The 18,677-nt window shown below is 54.6% G+C and carries 16 protein-coding genes; 4 read left to right on the top strand and 12 right to left on the bottom strand.

Translation table 11 applies throughout. The annotated features are described in order from the left end of the window. Nucleotides 1–41 precede the first annotated feature (41 nt). The 12 genes from K0H81_RS00315 to K0H81_RS00260 form a co-directional block, all read right to left on the bottom strand. Nucleotides 42–1,034: a formate dehydrogenase subunit gamma gene (locus tag K0H81_RS00315; protein ID WP_220059535.1), complete on the bottom strand. Its 993-nt coding sequence runs from the start codon at nt 1,032–1,034 to the stop codon at nt 42–44. Nucleotides 1,035–1,102: 68 nt separating this feature from the next. Next, on the bottom strand, nt 1,103–1,672 hold the full coding sequence (gene fdh3B, locus K0H81_RS00310) for a formate dehydrogenase FDH3 subunit beta (RefSeq protein ID WP_011863874.1): 570 nt from the start codon (nt 1,670–1,672) through the stop codon (nt 1,103–1,105). Nucleotides 1,673–1,692: 20 nt separating this feature from the next. Continuing rightward, nucleotides 1,693–4,548: a molybdopterin-dependent oxidoreductase gene (locus K0H81_RS00305; RefSeq protein ID WP_220059534.1), complete on the bottom strand. Its 2,856-nt coding sequence runs from the start codon at nt 4,546–4,548 to the stop codon at nt 1,693–1,695. Nucleotides 4,549–4,565: 17 nt separating this feature from the next. Next, the gene (locus tag K0H81_RS00300) at nt 4,566–4,763 is read right to left on the bottom strand and encodes a twin-arginine translocation signal domain-containing protein (protein ID WP_011863872.1); all 198 of its coding nucleotides are present in this window, start codon (nt 4,761–4,763) and stop codon (nt 4,566–4,568) included. Between the two features lie 491 nt (nt 4,764–5,254). Further along, nucleotides 5,255–6,262, bottom strand: a complete 1,008-nt coding sequence (locus tag K0H81_RS00295; protein WP_144202361.1) for a formate dehydrogenase subunit gamma — start codon at nt 6,260–6,262, stop codon at nt 5,255–5,257. A 50-nt stretch (nt 6,263–6,312) separates the two neighbouring features. Then, nucleotides 6,313–6,903 (bottom strand): formate dehydrogenase FDH3 subunit beta, encoded by a 591-nt coding sequence (gene fdh3B / locus K0H81_RS00290; protein WP_011863870.1) that lies wholly within the window; start codon nt 6,901–6,903, stop codon nt 6,313–6,315. A gap of 27 nt (nt 6,904–6,930) precedes the next feature. Next, nucleotides 6,931–9,780, bottom strand: coding sequence for a formate dehydrogenase subunit alpha (locus tag K0H81_RS00285; RefSeq protein WP_144202485.1), 2,850 nt, complete (start codon nt 9,778–9,780; stop codon nt 6,931–6,933). A gap of 51 nt (nt 9,781–9,831) precedes the next feature. After that, nucleotides 9,832–10,032 carry a formate dehydrogenase gene (locus tag K0H81_RS00280; protein WP_144202359.1) on the bottom strand — a complete coding sequence of 67 codons (201 nt, stop codon included), beginning with the start codon at nt 10,030–10,032 and terminating at the stop codon, nt 9,832–9,834. 167 nt (nt 10,033–10,199) lie between these two features. Then, nucleotides 10,200–10,865, bottom strand: a complete 666-nt coding sequence (locus K0H81_RS00275) for a TorD/DmsD family molecular chaperone (protein ID WP_041509655.1) — start codon at nt 10,863–10,865, stop codon at nt 10,200–10,202. Between the two features lie 10 nt (nt 10,866–10,875). After that, nucleotides 10,876–12,546: a 4Fe-4S binding protein gene (locus K0H81_RS00270; RefSeq protein WP_220060762.1), complete on the bottom strand. Its 1,671-nt coding sequence runs from the start codon at nt 12,544–12,546 to the stop codon at nt 10,876–10,878. Between the two features lie 187 nt (nt 12,547–12,733). Next, nucleotides 12,734–13,324 (bottom strand): DUF3306 domain-containing protein, encoded by a 591-nt coding sequence (locus K0H81_RS00265; RefSeq protein WP_220059533.1) that lies wholly within the window; start codon nt 13,322–13,324, stop codon nt 12,734–12,736. Beyond that, nucleotides 13,324–13,794 (bottom strand): DUF3305 domain-containing protein, encoded by a 471-nt coding sequence (locus K0H81_RS00260; RefSeq protein ID WP_144202355.1) that lies wholly within the window; start codon nt 13,792–13,794, stop codon nt 13,324–13,326. Before K0H81_RS00260 ends, K0H81_RS00265 begins: the two co-directional genes overlap by 1 nt. A 295-nt stretch (nt 13,795–14,089) precedes the next feature. Here K0H81_RS00260 and K0H81_RS00255 point away from each other — a divergent pair, with 295 nt between their 5' ends. The 4 genes from K0H81_RS00255 to K0H81_RS00240 all read left to right on the top strand — a co-directional run bounded on the left by K0H81_RS00255 (nt 14,090) and on the right by K0H81_RS00240 (nt 18,576). Then, complete coding sequence (locus tag K0H81_RS00255; RefSeq protein ID WP_011863863.1) at nt 14,090–14,935, top strand: formate dehydrogenase accessory sulfurtransferase FdhD; 846 nt, start codon at nt 14,090–14,092, stop codon at nt 14,933–14,935. A gap of 23 nt (nt 14,936–14,958) precedes the next feature. After that, entirely contained in the window at nt 14,959–15,864 is a 906-nt protein-coding gene (locus K0H81_RS00250; RefSeq protein WP_144202351.1) for a substrate-binding domain-containing protein, read from the top strand. Nucleotides 15,865–15,959: 95 nt separating this feature from the next. Then, entirely contained in the window at nt 15,960–17,849 is a 1,890-nt protein-coding gene (locus K0H81_RS00245; protein WP_220059532.1) for a DUF294 nucleotidyltransferase-like domain-containing protein, read from the top strand. A 7-nt stretch (nt 17,850–17,856) separates the two neighbouring features. After that, a complete protein-coding gene (locus K0H81_RS00240; RefSeq protein ID WP_144202348.1) occupies nt 17,857–18,576 on the top strand; it encodes a 3'-5' exonuclease in 720 nt (239 codons plus the stop codon). Nucleotides 18,577–18,677: the final 101 nt, after the last annotated feature.

Genomic DNA, 18,677 nt, shown 5'->3' with positions numbered 1-18,677 from the left:
TTTCATGGTAACAGGAAACGCTGATGTGCGCGGCGAACGCCTTACGCTTTGTACTTCAGCGTGCCGTTAGCCTTGATCTCGTCATACCAAAGGTTGTGATGTTGGGTCGCCCAGTTTTCATCACAGTAACCCGACACCATACACTCCATACCACCTTCTGACATCACGGTCGCCATGAAGATGTGAACGATAGAGAAGGCGCAGATAACGATGGCACTGACAGAGTGAAGTACCAAGGCGATCAGGCTCAGGGTGCGGCTAGGCTCGAACAGGTTCGGGAACAGCAGCAACATGCCAGAGGCCGAGATGATCAGTCCAAAGAAGGCGAAGGCCCAGAACCACATCTTCTCACCGGCGTTGGCAAAGCCTGCATCCGGGTGCTTACCCTTGAAGGGACCGAAGTTGATGTAACCACCAACAACCAGGAACCACTTAACATCATACATCTTAGGCAGCTGATTTTTGGCCCACAGCGTGGTCATCAGCGCCCAACCGATCATGAAGGGGATCGCCATGTAGTCGTGGATCTGCTTGGCACCATAGACCAGACCTGCCCAGAAGCCTTCACCCAGATATGGCTGGAAGAAGAAACGTCCCGCCAGCAGGGTCAGACCCGTGAGGATCAGCAGCAGACATGGGATAGCCCCCAGCCAGTGGATAGAGACATCAAATTTCGACCAGCGATACACCATCTTGCCCGAGAAGCCATGATGCAACTTGGAGATACCGTTCACCTTGATGAACAGCACGAAGATGATGATCATGCCAAACAGCGCCGCCATCAGGGCAGGTGCCAGCCAGTCGCTGCGAAGCTCGAGTACCCGCAGATCATAGCTGTTAATTGGCTGGTTGTGGAACTGACCATGAGAGGTAGTGTATCCGGTGGCGCCCGCCTGAATCTCAGACCAGACCTGCCCCTCGGTGGCGGCATGGGTATGGTCGGTCGCGTCGCCATGGGCGAACGACAGGGCACTGAATGTGGTACCTATCACTAGCGCTAAGATCACGCTAAATTGTTTGAACCATTTGTTCATATTACATCCTTATCGTCCACACCGGGCGAGCCCGGTGTGGATTGTTGTGGCCTTATACAAGCTGGGGATTAACCCCAAATCGCATTTTTCGAACCACGGTATGCAACACGCTCGCGGAAGATGTTTGAGATAACCTCAGCATCACCGGCAAGTAGCGACTTAGTCGCACACAACTCGGCACACATAGGCAGCTTGCCTTCGGCAATACGGTTAGAACCGTACTTCTGACGCTCTGCATCTGAGTGATTCTCTTCAGGACCACCGGCACAGAAGGTACACTTGTCCATCTTGCCGCGGCTGCCGAAGGCGCCCTTCTTAGGGAACTGAGGCGCGCCGAACGGACAGGCGTACAGACAGTAGCCACAACCGATACAGGTGTCTTTGTTGTGCAGCGTCAGACCATCTTCCGTCTTGTAGAAGCAGTTTGCCGGACAAACCGCCTGACAAGGGGCGTCGGTACAGTGCATACAAGCCACTGAGATAGAGGCTTCGCCTGGCTGACCGTCGTTGATGGTCACCACGCGGCGACGTTGAATACCCCACTCCAGCGCAGAGTCGTTTTCGTTCTTACATGCCGTGACACAGCCGTTACATTCGATGCAGCGCTTGGTATCACATAAAAATTTCATTGTAGCCATAATGGCAAATCTCCCGATACTTAAGCTTTAGTGATCTGACAAAGCGACGCTTTGGTCTCTTGCATCTGCGTGACAGGGTCATAACCATAGGTCAATGCCGTGTTCGCAGACTCACCAATCACATAAGGCACAGTACCTTCTGGATAGTTATTCTCTAGGCTCTCACCGTGCATCACACCGGCGAAGTGGTATGGCATCCAGGTAACACCTTGCTTAACGCGAGGGGTAACCATGGCCTTGATCTTGATGCGGCCACCTTCGGCGCCTTCCAGCCACACGGTATCGCCGTTGCGGATACCACGGTCGGCGGCATCGCCTGGGTGGATCTCAACAAACATCTCTTGTTGTAGCTCGGCCAGCCATGGGTTAGAGCGAGACTCTTCACCACCACCCTCGTACTCAACCAGACGACCAGAAGTCAGACCCAGTGGGTACTTGGTTGCCGTGTCTTTCTCTTGGATAGACTTGTACAGCGTCGGTAGACGATGGACTTGCATGTCGTCGTAGGTTGGGTACTTAGACACGAGATCGCGACGTGGTGTGTACAGCGGCTCACGGTGCACAGGCACTTGATCCGGGAAGGTCCACACGATACAACGCGCCTTAGCGTTACCAAATGGGATACAGCCGTGCTTCATGGCCACACGCTGGATACCGCCAGAAAGGTCGGTCTTCCAGTTCTTGCCTTCGGCTTCCGCCTTCTCTTCGGCGGTCAGGTCATCCCACCAGCCCAGTTGCTTGAGCAGCTTGTCGCTGAACTCTGGGTAACCGTCTTGGATCTCGCTGCCCTTAGAGAAGCTGCCTTCGGCCAACAGGTTCTTGCCTTGGTATTCGACGCCATAACGGGCACGGAAGTTACCACCGCCCTGCAGTACGTGTTTGTTTGTGTTGTAGAGGATCTGGGTACCAGGGTGTTTCTGCTCTGGTGTGCCCCAACATGGCCATGGCAGACCATAGGTTTCGCCCTTGGCTGGGCCGCCTTCTGCTTCAAGCGTCTTGTTGCTGAAGGTGCCCCAGTTTTGGGTATGCAGCTTCAGACGCTCTGGGCTTTGGCCAGACATACCGATAGTCCACATACCGCGGTTGATCTCGCGGGTGATGTCTTCGATCACTAGCATGTCTTTGGCATCTTTAGCGATGCGTTTAGTGTATTCCGTGTCGAAACCGAGTTTCTGCGACAGGCGATACATGATCTCGATATCTGTCTTAGATTCGAATAGTGGCTCGATCACCTTCTCACGCCACTGCTGGCTACGGCCAGAGTTAGATACCGAACCTTCGGTCTCGAACTGAGTCGCCGCTGGTAAGAGGTAGACACCATTCTTACGACGGTGCATGACACCCGCCATAGTTGGGAATGGATCCACAACCACGACTGTGTCCATCTTATCCAGGGCGTCACGTACCTCGCGCTGACGGGTTTCTGTGTTCACAGATTGACCCCAGAAGAAGGCCATGCGCACGCGATCTTTCTGCGCCAGCTTCTCAGGCGTCTCTAATACGCCGTCGTGCCAACGAGAACATGGAATACCAGGAGTGTTCATTGGGATGCGACCCAGGTATTCGTTCTGGTCGAAGCGACCCTTAACCCAGTCGAAATCCAGATCCCAAACGTGTGACCAGTGCTTCCAAGAACCTGTCTTGAGGCCATAGTAGCCAGGCAGGGTGTCGAACAGCAGACCTAAGTCGGTTGCGCCCTGTACGTTATCGTGACCACGGAAGATGTTAGTACCGCCGCCAGATACGCCCATGTTGCCCAGAGCCAGCTGCAGAATACAGTAGGCACGGGTGTTGGCGTTACCAACATGGTGCTGGGTACCACCCATACACCAAACCACAGTACCAGGACGGTTTTCAGCCATCAGCTTAGCCGCTTGGTAAACCTGCTCTTCGCTCACGCCTGTGATGTTAGCCACTTCTTGTGGTGGGAACTTCTTCACCTCTTCGCGGATGGTGTCCATCTCGAATACGCGCTGCTGGATGAAAGTCTTGTCTTCCCAGCCGTTTTCGAAGATGTGCCACAACATACCGTAGATGAACGGAATATCGGTACCAGGACGCAGTGCACAGTGCAGATCTGAGTGAGCCGCGGTGCGAGAGAAACGTGGGTCAACCACGATGATCTTGGCGTTGTTCTTCTCTTTGGCGATCAGAATATGCTGCATGGCAACAGGGTGTGCCTCGGCAGGGTTTGAACCGATGAAGAAGATCGCGTTCGCATTCTGAATGTCGTTGAAAGAGTTGGTTTGCGCACCATAACCCCAGGTGTTAGCAACACCGGCTACAGTGGTAGAGTGACAGATACGTGCCGAGTGGTCGACGTTGTTGGTACCCCACATGGCCGCAAATTTACGGTACATGTAGCAGCCTTCGTTAGAGAACTTGGCGCTGCCCATGAAGTAGAGTGAATCTGGGCCCGACTCCTGGCGGATGCTCTGCATCTTGTCGCCGACTTCGTTGAAGGCTTGCTCCCAAGAGAGCTTCTTCCACTTACCGTCGACCAGCTTCATTGGGTACTTAAGACGCTTCTCGCCGTGACCATGTTCACGCAGGGCAGCACCTTTGGCACAGTGACCACCGGCGTTGAATGGGTGATCGAATGCTGGTTCCTGACCCGTCCAAACACCGTTTTGGACCTCGGCGTACAGGCCGCAACCCACGGCGCAGGCACTACATACGGTACGCTTGATCTCGATTGGGGCATCGTGTGGAATATCTTTCGCTTCGGCGCGGCGCATCATGCCGGTACCGAGAAGAGAGGCTGCAGCAATACCACCGGTTGTGATACCCGCATGCTTCATGAATTGACGACGGCTGATGCCTAAGCTTGGCTTAGCCGTTGCGACTGCCTCATTTGTTTTGCGCGTTAACTTCATCGCTCAAATTCTCCTAATTAGCTACGCAAGCTATTGTAATAACTGCGGATATGTGCAGTTTCATGGTAGCCATCGGCATGTTTTTCTTGAGATTTACTTTCGGTTGCATTGGCAACACTCACACCACTCGCGGCGATGGCCACACCGGCCGTACCACCTATGGTGAGTGCTTTCAGCAAAGATCTACGATTCAGATCGGGCTGTTGCTTCTTCATTCTTGCTCCTAGTGGATTAGGAAGTTTCGATTAGTAGGGATGATTTATTCAAAACCGCCATCGGCACATTGGTTAAAGCAATGTTATTTACAGGTGGCAGCTTGGTAAAAATGCTATGTTTTTTAAAAACATCCGATTAATTGCCGTTGCAATATAGGTAAGAAGCGAGGCGGAGATATTGATCTAAACAGGGGTCAATAAGCGGAAAAAATGAATAAATGGCCAAAGTGTTAAGCCAGTCATACTTTAGCCAATACACTTTGCTGGCAATCCCTAAAAATAGCGAAAACCGGGATCCAGTAGATGTAATGAAGTTGTTGTTATTGAAAATAAAAAGCGCGTTCAAAAAACAGCCAAAGGTGATCTGGATCCGCTAAAATTCTCAACCTTTAACCACAAAAAAACACCCCGCCTAATGCCTAGGTGGGGTGCTTCATCTATGCGCTTTTATTCAATAACGCGTCTGCGTTTTGAGTCTAGTCGCTGTAGGTCTAGTCCCTGTAAGTCAGGGTACCGTTATCTTTGATCTCATCGTACCAAAGGTTGTGGTGCTGTACCGCCCAGTTCTCATCACAGTAACCCGACTTCATGCACTCCATACCACCTTCACTCAGTACCGTCGCCATCCAGATGTGGACGATAGTAAAGGCGATGATGATGATGGCGCTAAGGCCGTGAACCAGCAGTGCCGCCATAGAGGCTTCACGTGGCAGTTCCAGGCCAGGCATCACCAGCATGATACCGGATACCGCGATAAACAGACCGAACAGGGTTAGCGTCCAGAACCACATCTTCTCACCGGCGTTGGCGAAGCCGCTGTCTGGGTGCTTGCCCTTGAAGGGTCCGAAGTTGATGTAGCCACCAACCACCAGGAACCACTTAAGGTCATACAGCTTAAATGTCTGCAACGGCATCCATTTAACCACACAGATAGCCCAGGCCACGATGAACAAGGGACCCGCGTAATCGTGGATCGTCTTGCTGCCGTAGATCAGCGAGCCCCAAATGCCTGTGCCCACATAGGGTTGTAGCACATGCTTACCCAACATGATGTTAAGACCGGTAAAGATCAATGCCAGGCAGGAAAGCGCCATCACCCAGTGAATCCAAAGATCGGCCTTGCTCCAGCGCAATACCATCTTGCCAGAGAAACCATGACTTAGCTTTGAAGGGCCATTCACCAGATAGAAGATCAAGAAAGCACCGAACACACCGCAAACGGCCAGCGCCATCACTGGGGTGAGATAGTCGTTCTTAACGTTAGTGCCTTCGATAGCCGACACGTTAATCATGACCCCACCCTCAGCGCCTTTGGCTGTGGTGTATCCCTTGTCTCCTGACTTCACGGCTCGCCATAGCTCAGCGTCGTTGGTATTTGCCATCTGTTGACTGGTCTGTTCGTCAACGGCATAGGCTGACGTCGTCAAGCCTAAGCCCATTGCCAAGACCAATGGCAATAACAACACAGTGAATAGGCTGCGCAGTGATTTTAATAACATAGTCACTCCTTTACAGACCGTAAGCCCGAAGGCTTACGGTACTATTCACTTTAAACGCCAGTCTTAGGGGTGTAGCCCCAGATCGCATTAGGGTTACCACGGGCCGCAATACGCTCACGGTAGATGTTGGAAACCACTTCCGCATCACCAGCGAGCAGTGCCTTGGTTGAACAAAGCTCGGCACACATAGGTAACTTACCCTCGGCCAGACGGTTAGCGCCGTACTTCTTACGCTCGGCTTCGGAGAAGGTCTCTTCTGGGCCACCGGCACAGAAAGTACACTTGTCCATCTTGCCGCGGCTGCCAAAGGTGCTCTTCTTAGGGAACTGAGGCGCACCGAATGGGCAGGCGTATAGGCAGTAACCACAACCGATACAGGTATCTTTGTTGTGTAGTGTTAGGCCATCTTCCGTCTTGTAGAAGCAGTTTGCTGGGCAAACGGCCTGACAAGGGGCGTCGGTACAGTGCATACAAGCCACAGAGATCGAGGCTTCACCGGGTTGACCATCGTTGATGGTCACGACGCGACGGCGTTGGATACCCCACTCGAGAGCGGAATCGTTTTCGTTCTTACATGCTGTGACGCAACCGTTACACTCGATGCAGCGTTTGGTGTCACATAGAAATTTCATGACTGCCATAATGGCTTATCTCCTCATCAAGTTCCGTTAGGCTTTAGTGATCTGACACAAGCTAGACTTAGTCTCTTGCATCTGGGTCACCACGTCATAGCCATAGGTCAATACGGTGTTGGCCGATTCACCAATGATGTAAGGCACTGTACCTTCTGGGTAACTCTTCTCCAGGCTCTCGCCTTCGAACATACCCGCGAAGTGGTACGGCATGAAACACTCGCCTTCAATCACACGCGGTGTCACCATTGCCTGCACCTTGATCTTGGCGCCTTCTGGGCTGTGAACCCATACGACATCACCATCACGTAGACCACGATCCGCCGCATCAGCAGGGTTAATTTCGATAAACATCTCCTGCTGAAGCTCTGCCAACCAAGGGTTAGAACGTGTCTCTTCACCACCGCCCTCGTACTCAACCAGACGACCAGAGGTCAAGGCAAGCGGGAACTCTTTGGCGAAGTCCTGATCCTGAATTGACTTGTACAGGGTAGGAAGACGCGCAACCATACGGTCATCGTAAGTTGGGTACTTAGACACAAGATCACGACGAGGCGTATACAGAGGCTCACGGTGAACCGGAATATCATCAGGGAAGTTCCAAACGATACAACGAGCCTTAGCGTTACCAAATGGGATACAACCGTGCTTGATGGCGACACGCTGGATACCACCAGAGATATCTGTCTTCCAGTTCTTACCTTCGGCAGCCGCTTTCTCTTCTGCGGTCAGGTCGTCCCACCAGCCAAGTTGCTTGAGCATCTTGTCGGTAAACTCTGGGTAACCGTCCTTGATCTCACTGCCCTTAGAGTAAGAGCCTTCGGCCAGGATGTTGTTACCCTCATGCTCAACACCGTAACGGGCACGGAAGTTACCACCACCGAAGCGGACTTCACGGTCGGTACGGTAGAGGATCTGGGTACCTGGGTGTTTCATCTCAGGTGTGCCCCAACATGGCCAAGGCAGACCGTAGGTTTCGCCCTTAGCTGGGCCACCCGGTGCTTCCAGGCTCTTGATGTCGAAGGTACCCCAGTTTTCCTGGTGCATCTTGAGACGCTCTGGGCTCTGACCTGTGTAACCGATGGTCCACATACCCTTGTTGTATTCACGGACAATATCTTCGATCAACGGCTCGTCACCGTTCACCTGGATATGCTTACACAGTTCTTTCTCTATGCCCCACTTCTTCGCCAACTTGTACATGATGACGTGGTCAGGCTTAGATTCGAACAGCGGCTCAATAACCTGTGAACGCCACTGTAGTGAGCGGTTAGAGGCTGATACCGAACCATAGGTCTCGAACTGAGTCGCCGCCGGCAGCAGATAAACGCCATCTTTACGGGTATGCATCACACCTGCCATAGTTGGGAATGGATCCACAACCACTACTGTGTCCATCTTATTCAGTGCTTCACGCACCTCACGGCCACGGGTTTCGGTGTTGACAGACTGACCCCAGAAGAATGACATACGGATGTTATCTTTCTGAGCGATCTTAGACTTGTCTTCCAGCACACCGTCGTGCCAACGAGAACAAGGAATACCGGTAGAGGTCATAGGATCCTGACCCAGACGCTGTTCCTGGTCGAAGCGAGCCTTCACCCACTCATAGTCCAGATCCCATACGTTACACCAGTGCTTCCAAGAACCTGTCTTGAGGCCATAGTAACCAGGCAGGGTGTCGAACAGCAGACCGAAGTCGGTAGCGCCCTGTACGTTATCGTGACCACGGAAGATGTTAGTACCACCACCAGAGACGCCCATGTTACCCAGGGCCAACTGCAGGATACAGTAAGCACGGGTATTGGCATTACCTATGTGGTGTTGAGTACCACCCATACACCAGACGATGGTGCCAGGCTTAGTCTCGGCCAGTGTCTTGGCCACACGGTACATCTGCTCTTTAGGTACACCGACCACGTTTTCAACTTCTTCAGGGTTCCACTTAGCGGCAGCTTCGCGGATACGCTCCATGCCGTAGACACGCTGGTCGATGAAGGTCTGGTCTTCCCACTTGTTCTCGAAGATATGCCACAGCAGACCGTAGATATAAGGAATATCGGTACCTGGGCGAATATGCACGTACTCGTCGGCCTTAGCCGCAGTACGGGTGAAACGAGGATCGACAACGATAATCTTCGCGCCGCGCTCTTTACCTTCCAGAATGTGTTGCATGGCAACCGGGTGAGCTTCTGAAGGGTTAGAACCGATAAACATCATCGCCTTGGCGTTGCGGATATCGTTGAACGAGTTGGTTTGCGCACCATAGCCCCAGGTGTTAGCAACACCGGCTACAGTGGTAGAGTGACAAATACGTGCCGAGTGGTCGACGTTGTTGGTGCCCCACATGGCAGCGAATTTACGGTAGAGGTAAGCCTGCTCGTTAGAGAACTTGGCACTACCCATGAAGAAGATTGAATCCGGGCCTGACTCCTTACGGATATCCAGCGCCTTCTGACCCACTTCCTCGATAGCCTGATCCCAAGAGATACGCTTCCACTTACCGCCTTCTAGCTTCATGGGGTACTTGAGACGCTTCTCACCATGGCCGTGCTCACGTAGAGATGCACCCTTGGCACAGTGGCCGCCGGCATTGAATGGATGGTCGAAAGCTGGCTCTTGGCCTGTCCACACACCATTTTGTACTTCGGCATAGATACCACAGCCCACTGAACAGTGAGAACAGATGGTACGCTTCACTTCGGTTGGCGCATCATGTGGCACTTCTTTCGCTTCGGCTTTGCGCATCATTCCAGCGCCAAGCATAGAAGCCGCGGCAATACCACCAGTAGCAAGACCTGCAGACTGAAGGAACTGACGACGACTTAGACCCAGGGCAGGCTTTTTAGCGACTTCTGCCTGGTCTGTTTTGCGGGTTAATCGCATCACACACTCTCCTAATGTTATTGAATTACTGCGTAATTACTCGTCCAAGGCTTACTTGGTACGTAACGACGCGTAATAACTACGAATATGATCTGTCTCGTGGTAACCATCGCCTTGCGCTGCATCTTTTTGAGGTGCAGGCGTTGCCGCCGCGGCCTGGCCGCTCACGGTTGCCACGGCACCCGCTGCACTGCCCAGGGCTAATGCTTTTAGCAATTGACGACGACCCATATCAGAAGCTTGCTTCTTCATAGTGTCTCCTTGATGTTGACTCAATTTAGGCTCTAGTCTCTTCATCTCGGTCGATTTGGCTTTGCAGATAAGTCGACACTAAGACCAGAACCCGACGCTTGATGAGGGTTGCCCCTCGGTTTCAATATGTCGGCGCGTTGGCGCCGACCACTAAGCTAAACCACAACCTAGGACGCGAGTTCGCTGGCTGTCGGTTCAATCTTCTCCGCTTCGCTGCCGGGGCAGTTCACCGGAATATCTAACTTAAGTTGTTCAAATTCGTTGGCTTCGATGACGAAAAACGCCTTCGCCAGCTGGGCCACAGTGGCATAGAAGGCCGCGCTTGGCGCCCGTCCCAGGTGGTCACAGAAGCGATCGATCCAGCTGCCGATGTGACGTTGGTAAAACGCCAACTGACGGAAGCCAGGCGCCTCGAGGATCAGGGTGCCCATCACCTCACACAGGGCGGCCACATGATCTTCCGGCTCCTTCACCTCTTCGCTGCGCTCAAACCCCAGCTGGGCCAGATCCTGTCTGAGCAGTGCCAACGGCTTGTCCATCAGCGAGCCAGTCATAAACCAGCTGCCATAGGGCAAGATCTCACCGCTACCCACGCCGAGGAAGATGTTGAAGTACTCATCTTCCAGCTGCTCAGGGGTAAACTGGCCCGCCGCCAATTTAAGCGCCAACCAGGCCTTGGTCATGTCGCTGTCATCGTCGGCATCTATCTCCAGGGTGGAAAGGAACTGCAACAGTTCAGCACTTGGCTGCTTGCGTAAAAGCGCCGCCAAAAGCTGGTAGATATCGGCTCTCAACTGATCGTTTTCTGAAACTTCTCTTACTAATTCGGTCATGGCTAAACTCTTATCGCAGTTGCTTTTCAGGATCTTGAAGTATGTCTTCAAACATGTCTTTTACCCGGCAGTCGCTACACATCTTCAGACGCTCGGTATTGGCACTGAAGGCACTGTGTCCGCCGACTACATCCAGCATCCGTTGCACCATGGATTGGGTGGCGAATGGGGTACCACAACGAATACATTCGAACGGGGCCTCCTCATTCAGGGTTTGACGGCTCTGACGAGCAGTCGCATCGAAATTGATCTGTGGTGTCAGGCTGATCACCTTCTCCGGACAGGCCGACTCACACAGGCCGCACTGCACACAGGCTTGCTCGACAAAATAGAGCGCGGGCTTCTCGCCGCCGTCGGTCAGCGCCTGTGTCGGACAGGTCGACACACAGGAGAGACACAGGGTGCAGTTATCGGTATTAACACTCACCTTACCGTAAGGAATATTGCTCTTGCTCAGACAGGCATCGGTAGAGGCCGCCTGGCTGTTGAGGTGATCGATCGCCGCGTAGAGGGTCTCACGCTTAGTGGTGGCGGCAAATTCGCCCGGTACTATCATGGGCCAGCTGGCGCTAGGTTCGATCAGTGCGGCCAGCTCGGCAATCTGACTGGCCTCAATCACGCTCACACGCTGTGGCTGACCCATCTCGTCGAGGATCTCGTTGGCCAGCTTGAGCTCGCCGTTGAGCATCTGGGTCAGGGTTGGCGCTGTGGCCTCAGTGTTGAGCACCAAGATCTGACGCGCGCCCCAGGCCAGGGCCGCCATCCAGTGATCCATGCTGGCGACTGTGATCTCCTCCAGCTCCACCGGCAAGATGGCACCGGGCAGCTCATCGCCGATCAGCGAGGCACCCAGGCTGGCATCGTGGAATAAAATCACTGGAGCTGTCTGCGCCGCACTGCGAAAACGTGTCACCAACTTGTTCAGGTAGGAGTGCAGCGCCTGTGGCGTCGGCAGGTCATAGCTGATGGCGCCGGTCGGACAGGCATTGGTACAGCTGCCCGCACCGTGGCAGAGGTAAGGGTCGATCTCTATCTTATGGTCCACGCTGGCGATGGCGTCGGCGGGACAGAAGTTGAGGCAGCGGTTACAGCCATCGATACCGTTTCTGTGGTGGGCACAGATATCGCTGTTCACCTTGACGTAGCGCGGCTTGTCGAACTCGCCGATCAACTCGGGCAGCTGGGCGATGGCATCCATCAATTTGGCCTCATCCTGCCCCACGTAGAAGTAACCCGGTGGCAGCATCTCGAGGTTGATGCAGGGCGCTTGGCTAAGGTCGAGGATAAGATCGAAATGGGCCTTACGAATGGCCACCAGGCTGAGGTCAGCGGTGCCGTTGTCATGCTCAACCTTGACCTGGAATTGACCCAGGAAGCCTTTGATCTCGATAAGCTTGTTGTAATAGCTCTCGACATCTTCGGCGGCGTTCATCACCTTCTCCAGGTGGTCTTCATCCTGGCTGGTGATCGATTCGTTGGCCAGAATGGCGCGCTGACCCATGTTGGCCAGCTTGTCGGCCGCCAGGCGAGCCAAGTCTTCCGGGCCAATGATCAACACATTGCCCTCTGTGGTGTAACTCACTGTGGGTGGGATCAGGTTTTGCAGAATTTGTGTCTGTCCCAACACTTGCTGGCGCACCTGTTTCAGGTGGGCCAAATTGTCGCTCGTCTCTAAATGCATGCTCACATTGCGTTCCTAAGCAGTATTTGGCTGCTGTATCAGCCGGGTGGCTGTTGTGCTCTGACGGCATGCGCTTGTTGCGCCAGCTTCACCCTAAGTTCAACGATTATCTAACTCGTTGTTAATTGTCGTTAATACAGCAATTCACGTACCAAATTTATGGATTTAAAAGCACTCTAAACTTACCTTAAACAACAGGAGGCTTGGTTGAGGCCTGTATTTCTGGTTCATTTTGGGACACCTCGTCGGATGCCCTGTCCAAATTGTCCTCGACCTGAGGCGCAGCATTTTCCTGCTGTGCCAGCTGGATTTCCGCCGTCTCGGCAGCCGCCTCGACCTTCTCTTCATCCTTGATCAGATGCCTGAAGACCTTCTTGGCTAGCTCGGCCGAGACCTCGGCGGTCAACTTGGGCTGGTCTGTGTAGTCCAGGGCATATTCCAGCAGGCCATCGATCTCGTGATAGTGTGGCTGCTTCCACAGGGCCCTCAGGGCCGCCGTCTTGGCATCAGGATCGACGTTGTCGGCCATGAAACTGGCGAAGCTGCCGCCCACCTCTATCTTCTCGGGATCCGGTAGGTCCTCGGCAGTCAGTATCTTCTTCTCTTCGGGAGCGACTTGGTCGCTAGCTTCGACACCATCCGCGCCTTCGGCCTCAACCGATGGCTCGACCGGCGTTTCCTGGGCCTGTTCAGCCAGACGCGCCGCCTCTTCCTCGGCCTGCACCTGTTGGCGACGCTGAGTCCAGCGTGCAAAGAGTCCGCTTGGCTTCTCACTCATCAGGACACTAGCCCCCTATCCGGATTGGTACTCGGCCCCTCGTTCTTACGGCGATTGACATGCTTACGCCTATGGGCGCATATCTCCACCTCGCCGTGACGGGTGATGAAGGCCTCTATCCAGCAGGCGATCGCCTTGGGCATGGGGAAGTTCAGCACTGGGGTGTCGCCCTCGAGGCAACCGGCTGCGACATTTTGGTCGGCCGAGATATAGGCGGGCACCCAGGTGCCATCTTCCAGCTCGTCGCACACCACGTAGAGCATGGCGTTATCCATATCCAGGTTGATGCGATAGCTGCCGCGCTCATCTTTGTAGAGTTCAAGCATCACTATGTGGGCCCCGGCTGGTGCGGGCTGGGTGGCGGGAACTATCTGATCTAATTCCCAACTTTCAGCGGTCCAGCGCCCCATCTGTTTCTCCACCTTTTTCAGTGAAACATACATGGGCCATTGACTTTCGGTATGTTGCATTGCGTCTCCGTTTTGCCTAGCAGGCCGGCGTATTGCTGATTCGCCGGGCATTGGGTTAGCGATAGACCTATACGAAGCAATTTACATGCCATCGCTAGAAGGGGAATAGTTTGAACTGGATCATCAAATCCCTAACAAGCGTAGGACAATTTGTCCTAAAAGCCATTTTGGCCGGGACAGAAAAGGGCGACATCACACAAAGTCGGCGCCTGGATCACGCATTTACACTCGAAATCCTTGCGTGGGAACGATACTTGCTATGCTCAATGCGCCCCAATGCAACAAGACGAGAGCAATGACAAGTTTCAAACACCCCACACTGGTCAAGACCCAAGCCGATGCCCCACTCACCATGGCGGTGAAAGCCATCAACGAGCAGGGCGAAGTGGTCGACAAATATATCGCCTGCGAGCGCCCCCTCACTCTCTACCTGAACTGGCGACCCATAGTGACCCTGATGACACTGGGTGCCCGTCCCGAGGCACTGGCACTAGGCTATTTGAAGAACCAGGGCTTCATCAGCGACGTCCATCAGCTCGAGTCTGTGATTGTGGATTGGGAGGTCAACTCGGCGGCGGTGATCACCAAGGAGTCGACGGCGCACCTGGAGGAGAAACTGGCGGAGAAGACGGTCACCACAGGCTGCGGCCAGGGCACTGTCTATGGCGGCTTCATGGATGGTGTCGAGGATATCCGCCTGCCCACGCCTCAGCTGAAACAGAGCATGCTCTACAGCCTGCTCAATAACATCAGCGCCTACAACGAGACCTATAAGAATGCCGGTGCCGTGCATGGCTGTGGCCTATGCGAGGGCGATCAGATCATCGGCTTCGTCGAAGATGTCGGCCGTCACAACGCGGTCGACACCCTCGCCGGCGAGATGTGGCTCAAGCAGCAGGGCGGTGGCAACAAGCTGTTTTACACCACGGGGCGACTCACCTCAGAGATGGTGATCAAGGTGGCCAAGATGGGTATCCCCGTCCTGCTTTCGCGCAGCGGTGCCACCCAGATGGGGCTGGAACTGGCCCAGAAGCTGGGGATCACCATGATCGCCCGCGCCAAGGGGCGCCACTTCCTCATCTATCATGGTGCGGAAAATATCGAATTTGATGCCACACCGCCGAAACGTAATCTAGGTTAACGGCGAAGGTTAAAGGATTATCAATGACTGAACCCAGCGAACTCGTCTACATGAGCGCCAAACAGGTCGCCGAATATCTCGACCTGAATGAGAAGAAGGTCTACTCCATGGCCAATGACCGCATATTGCCCGCCACCAAGGTGACGGGTAAGTGGCTGTTTCCCAAGATTTTGATCGACCGTTGGGTCATGGACTCCTGCCATAGCGGCATGCTGTCGGATCGCATGCACATCACCGGCAGCGACGACCCCCTGCTCTCCATGTTGGTGGCCCGTCTCATGTCTAAGATAGGCAAGAGCGATCTTATCAGCTATAGCTCCACCGGCTCCCGCATGGGGCTGGATCTCCTGTCGCGCGGCTACGCCGACGTCTGTACCCTGCACTGGGGCAATGTGGAGGAGCGCAACATACGTCACCCCGCCCTGCTCAAGGGCTACCCCAACCACCAGCAGTGGGTGATGGTGCACGGCTACACCCGCCAGCAGGGGCTGATGATGCGCAGCGAGATGCACCACAGATGCCAGGAAGAGGAGAAAGTGATCAGCCTGCCCTGGCGTTGGGTCGGCCGCCAGGCCGGTGCAGGTAGTCAGCAACACCTGGAACACTGGCTGATCAAGCAAGGTGCCAGCATAGAGCAGCTCAATCCGCAGATCACCGCCTATAGCGAGCGCGAGCTTGCAGGCTTCATCGCCCGTAACGAGGCCGATATCGGCTTCGGCTGTCAGTCGGTGGCGCTGGAGAGTGGCCTGAGCTTCGTGCCTCTGGTCACCGAATCCTTCGACTTCGTGATGCCCCAGGGGATCTACTTCCGTCGTCAGCTCCAGGCCCTGTTTGAGATGCTCGGCAGCACCCAGACCCGTCAGCTGGCGGCTCAGCTGGGCGGTTATGATCTCAGCCAGTGCGGCCAGATGTTGTGGACGGCTCACTAGACCCGGGGATCTTTTTGGGCAGTGGCCCACACATCGCTTTGTCTTTGAGTTAGTATGTTAGCCATCGCAGGAGAAAATCAGCCACAGGCAGATCTATGGAAGCAGAGTTAAACGAGATCCAAAACTTCTTAAGCCAATATCCCCCGTTTAACGCCCTGCCCGACGAGGTGGTCGACATGGTGAGCCACCATGTGGAGATCGCCTACTACCGCCAAGACACCCCCATCATCCACTTTGGCGATCAGATCCATGACCTCTACATGGTGCGCAGCGGCGTGGTAGAGGTCTACCGCCGCAAGGGCGAACTCTATAACCGCCTCGATAGCGGCGATCTCTTCGGCCAAATGGGCCTGCTTACCAACAACAAGGTGCGCTTCCCGGTCAAGGCGATCGAGGACACCCTGGTCTATTGCATCCCAGAGGCAATCTTCCAGCAGCTGTACGATGAGTACGACACCTTTGCCGACTTCGTCGAAGTAGAAGACAGCGCCCGGCTGCGCCAGACTGTCTCTAACTCCAGCGAACAGAACGATCTGACCACCTCTAAGGTGAAGACACTACTCACCCGGGATGCCCCGCTGATCCATAAAGGCGAAAGCATACAACAGGCCGCCATCATGATGGCTCAGGAGAATGTCTCCGCCCTCCTGGTGATCGACCCGGACGTCCTGGAAGAGGATGATGCCGATACCAGTCCCCTGCTTGGCATCATCACAGACAGGGATCTCTGCACCCGGGTCTTGGCCGAGGGAATAGATCCAGGCACCGAGCTGGCCAGCGTGGTGAGCACAGAAGTGATCACCTTAGACCATAACGCCTATGTCTATGAGGCCATGCTCACCATGCTGCGCTACAACGTGCATCATCTACCGGTGTGCAAGGGACGCAAACCCATAGGCATCATCGAAGCCACGGATATCGTCAGATACGAGTCGCAAAACTCCCTGCTACTGGTCAGCAGCATCTTCCAGCAACAGAGTCTGGAGGAGCTGGCCACCCTCGCCACCCAGGTCAAAGACAGCTTCGTGCGACTGGTGAACGAAGACGCCAACTCCCACATGGTGGGCAGCGCCATGTCGGTGATCGGCCGCAGCTTCAAACAGCGGATACTCGAGCTGGCCGAAGAGAAACTCGGTCCACCGCCCATCCCCTACTGCTTCCTGGCGCTGGGCTCCATGGGCCGCGACGAGCAGCTGATCGTGACAGACCAGGACAACGCCATCATACTCGACGACGACTTCGACAAGGCGAAGCACGACGACTACTTCAGCCAGCTGGCCAACTTCGTTTGCGATGGACTGGATAGCTGCGGCTATAGTTACTGCACCGGGGATATCATGGCCACCAACCCCATGTGGCGCATGACACGCAAAGAATGGGAGGCCTGTTTCGCCGACTGGATCGACGATCCAAACCCTAAGGCGCTACTCAACGCCTCCATCTTCTTCGATCTCGACGGCGTCTATGGCCGCCTCAAGTGGGCCGAGCAGCTCAACGGCTTCATCGTGCGCCGGGCACGCAAGAACAATCGCTTCCTGGCCTGCCTCGCCCGCAACGCCTTGAATCGCACCCCGCCACTGGGTTTCTTCAAAGACTTCGTGATGGAAAAAGATGGCCGCCACAACAACTCCATCAACCTCAAACGCCGGGGCACGGCGCCGCTGGCGGATCTCATCCGGGTACATGCCCTGGCGGTGGGCTCCCGTGCACGCAACTCTTTCGAGCGCCTGGATGACATCATAGACGCCAACATACTGCCCAAGGGGCGCGGCGAGGATCTACGGGACGCCATGGAATTTATCTCCATGGTACGCATCCGCCATCAGGCCTTCGACGTGGAGCAGGGAATCGATCCCGACAACAACATAGAGCCTGAGCATCTGTCGGATTTCGAGCGACGTAACCTCAAAGATGCGTTTCAGATCTTGAGTAACGCCCAGAACTTCCTCAAGTTCCGCTACAACGCAAGCAATCAATTTAAGTGAGCCTAAGATGCTGAAGAAGCTACTATCACCACCTAGCATCGACTGGCCGGGCAAGTTTGAGCAGCGGCTCAAGACCACTGAACACCTGGGACTACGTCAGTACTACCTGGGCGGCCTGCCGGATCCCGACACGCCGCTATCACAGGTCGAGCTGCTGGCGATGGACTTCGAGACCACAGGCCTGAACGTGGATAAGGACGATATCGTCAGCATAGGCACAGTGCCCTTTAATCTGCGGCGGATCTTTCTCAATCGCGCCCAACACTGGACGGTAAGACCCAGAGAACAGCTGGCAGAGGAGTCGGTGATCATCCACGGCATCACCCACAGCGACATACTGGACGCACCGGATCTCTCCGCCGTCTTCGAACAGGTGCTGGAACAGATGGCGGGCAAGATCATGGTGGTGCACTATCGGCAGATAGAGCAGCAGTTCTTGGAGCGGGCGCTTATTCGTCGCATTCACCAGGGAATTGAGTTTCCTGTCATCGACACCATGGCATTGGAGTCTGAGCTACAGAAGCGCCAACATGGCGGCCTGCTACAACGCCTCAAGGGCGACAAGCCAGGCTCGGTGCGATTGGGTCAAAGCCGGTCAAGATACGGCCTGCCCAGCTATCCGCCCCACAACGCCCTGACCGACGCCATCGCCACCGCCGAGTTACTGCAGGCGCAGATAGCCCATCACTTCGACCCCAACCGCCCCATCAAGGAGTTCTGGCGTTAGCGCTTGTCTGAGCTCTGGTATTGACGTTTATACTTGCTCTGACATCGGCGCAGGCAATAAAAAAGGAGGCCAGAGGCCTCCTTTTTTTCACTCAATCCGCA

Source organism: Shewanella halotolerans (assembly GCF_019457535.1).
Classification (GTDB): domain Bacteria; phylum Pseudomonadota; class Gammaproteobacteria; order Enterobacterales; family Shewanellaceae; genus Shewanella; species Shewanella halotolerans.
Note: the sequence above shows the minus strand (reverse complement) of the source record. Positions and strands in the feature narration are given on the sequence as shown.

Coding starts and splice junctions, on each gene's coding strand:
- K0H81_RS00300 (WP_011863872.1), bottom strand. CDS start 4,763: ATGAAGAAGCAACAGCCCGATCTGAATCGTAGATCTTTGCTGAAAGCA.
- K0H81_RS00250 (WP_144202351.1), top strand. CDS start 14,959: ATGACTGAACCCAGCGAACTCGTCTACATGAGCGCCAAACAGGTCGCC.
- K0H81_RS00295 (WP_144202361.1), bottom strand. CDS start 6,262: ATGTTATTAAAATCACTGCGCAGCCTATTCACTGTGTTGTTATTGCCA.
- K0H81_RS00260 (WP_144202355.1), bottom strand. CDS start 13,794: ATGCAACATACCGAAAGTCAATGGCCCATGTATGTTTCACTGAAAAAG.
- K0H81_RS00285 (WP_144202485.1), bottom strand. CDS start 9,780: ATGCGATTAACCCGCAAAACAGACCAGGCAGAAGTCGCTAAAAAGCCT.
- K0H81_RS00280 (WP_144202359.1), bottom strand. CDS start 10,032: ATGAAGAAGCAAGCTTCTGATATGGGTCGTCGTCAATTGCTAAAAGCA.
- K0H81_RS00265 (WP_220059533.1), bottom strand. CDS start 13,324: ATGAGTGAGAAGCCAAGCGGACTCTTTGCACGCTGGACTCAGCGTCGC.
- fdh3B (WP_011863870.1), bottom strand. CDS start 6,903: ATGGCAGTCATGAAATTTCTATGTGACACCAAACGCTGCATCGAGTGT.
- K0H81_RS00275 (WP_041509655.1), bottom strand. CDS start 10,865: ATGACCGAATTAGTAAGAGAAGTTTCAGAAAACGATCAGTTGAGAGCC.
- K0H81_RS00315 (WP_220059535.1), bottom strand. CDS start 1,034: ATGAACAAATGGTTCAAACAATTTAGCGTGATCTTAGCGCTAGTGATA.
- K0H81_RS00245 (WP_220059532.1), top strand. CDS start 15,960: ATGGAAGCAGAGTTAAACGAGATCCAAAACTTCTTAAGCCAATATCCC.
- fdh3B (WP_011863874.1), bottom strand. CDS start 1,672: ATGGCTACAATGAAATTTTTATGTGATACCAAGCGCTGCATCGAATGT.
- K0H81_RS00240 (WP_144202348.1), top strand. CDS start 17,857: ATGCTGAAGAAGCTACTATCACCACCTAGCATCGACTGGCCGGGCAAG.
- K0H81_RS00305 (WP_220059534.1), bottom strand. CDS start 4,548: ATGAAGTTAACGCGCAAAACAAATGAGGCAGTCGCAACGGCTAAGCCA.
- K0H81_RS00270 (WP_220060762.1), bottom strand. CDS start 12,546: ATGCATTTAGAGACGAGCGACAATTTGGCCCACCTGAAACAGGTGCGC.
- K0H81_RS00255 (WP_011863863.1), top strand. CDS start 14,090: ATGACAAGTTTCAAACACCCCACACTGGTCAAGACCCAAGCCGATGCC.